This is a genomic window from Nocardia farcinica, from assembly GCF_029867845.1.
Taxonomy (GTDB): Bacteria; Actinomycetota; Actinomycetes; order Mycobacteriales; family Mycobacteriaceae; genus Nocardia; species Nocardia farcinica_A.
Genome location: NZ_JARWRU010000844.1, coordinates 1 through 1,938 on the forward strand (window position 1 = coordinate 1; position 1,938 = coordinate 1,938).

Genomic DNA, 1,938 nt, shown 5'->3' on the forward strand with positions numbered 1-1,938 from the left:
TGGCGGCGGGGGGGGCGGGTCCCCCCGCGGCCCCCGGGCGGGGGGCGCGGCCCCCCCCCCCCCACCCCCGGGGGGCCCGGGGCCCCGGCGGCCGCGGACGCGACCGCCCGCGCGCCCGCCTCGGTGAACGGCCTGACCACCTCGGGGCGCGTGTCGCAGACGGTGAGCCCGCCCGGCCAGGCCAGCAGGCGCTGCGCCATGGGCGCGCCCATGTTGCCCAGGCCGATGAAGCCGATACGCTTGTCGCTCATGACCGGATGATCTGTCCGCCGTCGATGTTGAAGATCTGCCCGGTCACCCAGGAGGCTTCGTCGGAGAGCAGGTAGAGGCAGGCGCCGACCAGGTCCCGCGGGGTGCCCATGCGCTTGAGCGGCAGGCGCTTGACCATGTCGTCGACGATAACGCCGGGCGTCACGGTTTTGGTCGCATCGGTGTCGATCGGTCCGGGCGCGATGGCGTTGACCCGGATGTTGCTGCCGCCGAGTTCCACCGCCAGCTGCTGGGTGAGGCTGTTGACCCCGGCCTTGGCCAGACCGTAGAAGCCGGAGTACACCCAGGCGGCTGTGGAGGACTGGTTGACGATCGAGCCGCCGGTCTTCTTCATGTGCGGGTAGACCGCGCGGGTCACGTTCAGCGCGCCGTCCATGTTCACCGACATGAACTTCTTGTAGTAGTCCCACGGGACGGTGATGAGCAGGTCCAGCTTCATGTCGCCGTAGATGGCGGCATTGTTGACCAGGTGGTCGATGCGGCCGAAGCGCTGCACGGTGGTCTCGGCCAGGGCGGCGGCGGAATCCGGGTCGGCCACGTCGACCTCGGCGAAGATCGCGCTACCGCCCTTCGAGGTGATGTCGTCCGCGACGGCCTTGCCCGCGTCGATGTTGCGGTCGGCGACGACCACGTTCGCGCCCTCGTCGGCCAGCGCGGCGGCATAGACCGCGCCGATGCCCTGTGCCGCTCCGGTGACCACGACGGTCCGGTCGGTGAAACGCCCCATGTCGGGCTCCTCGAAAGTCGTTGGAAAGGGGGGATGTTCGCTGGTCAGAGCGCGGTGGCGATCAGCTTGGTCTCCAGGTACTCCTCGAAACCGGCGGCGCCCATCTCGCGCCCGATGCCGGACTGCTTGTAGCCGCCGAAGGGCACGTCGGCGCTGTACCAGATGCCGCCGTTCACGCCGAGTGTGCCGGTGCGGATGCGGTTGGCGACCGAGGCGATGCGCTCGGGGTCGGTGCCGTAGATGGAACCGGACAGGCCGTAGGGCGAGTCGTTGGCGATGGCCACGGCCTCGTCGTCGGTGTCGTAACCGATGACCACCAGGACCGGGCCGAAGATCTCCTCACGGGCCACGGTCGCGCTGTTGTCCACCCCGGCGATCAGGGTGGGTTCGATGAAATAGCCGCGCTCGCGGTCGGCCGGGCGGCCGCCGCCGGTGACGATCCGACCGCCCTCGGCGCGGGCGATGTCGATGTAGCCCTGCACCCGGTCACGCTGGCGGGCCGAGATGAGCGGACCGCAGACGGTGCGCTTGCTGGACGGATCGCCCGGCCTGATCCCGCCCATGGTGGCGGCGGCGATCTGCACGGCCTCGTCGTAGCGGCTGTGGGGAACCAGCAGCCGGGTGCTCAACGCGCAGCCCTGCCCCGCGTGCACGCACACCGAGAAGGCCGCCATCGACACCGCGGCGGCGAGGTCGGCGTCCTCGAGCACGACGAAGGCGGACTTGCCGCCGAGTTCCAGAAAGGTCTTCTTGACCGTGGCGGCGGCGGTGGCCATGACGGTGCGCCCGGTCGCGGTCGAGCCGGTGAAGCTGACCATGTCCACCCGGGGATCGGCGACCAGCTGACTGCCGAGCTGGTGGTCGGCGGAGGTGACGATGTTGACCACGCCCGGCGGGATGTCGGTGTGCTCGGCGATGATCGGGCCGAGCACCGCCGCGCA

The 1,938-nt window shown here is 70.6% G+C and carries 3 protein-coding genes; all 3 read right to left on the reverse strand.

Annotated elements, in window-relative coordinates; all coding sequences use genetic code 11:
• The coding region (locus QH283_RS18505; protein WP_280504247.1) for an NAD(P)-binding domain-containing protein at positions 1 to 251 on the reverse strand (251 nt) is incomplete at its 3' end.
• The gene (locus QH283_RS18510) at positions 248 to 997 is read right to left on the reverse strand and encodes an SDR family oxidoreductase (RefSeq protein ID WP_280504248.1); all 750 of its coding nucleotides are present in this window, start codon (positions 995 to 997) and stop codon (positions 248 to 250) included. The genes QH283_RS18505 and QH283_RS18510, both read right to left, overlap by 4 nt.
• Positions 998 to 1,041: 44 nt before the next feature.
• On the reverse strand, positions 1,042 to 1,938 hold an 897-nt coding region (locus QH283_RS18515; RefSeq protein WP_280504249.1), incomplete at its 5' end, for an aldehyde dehydrogenase family protein.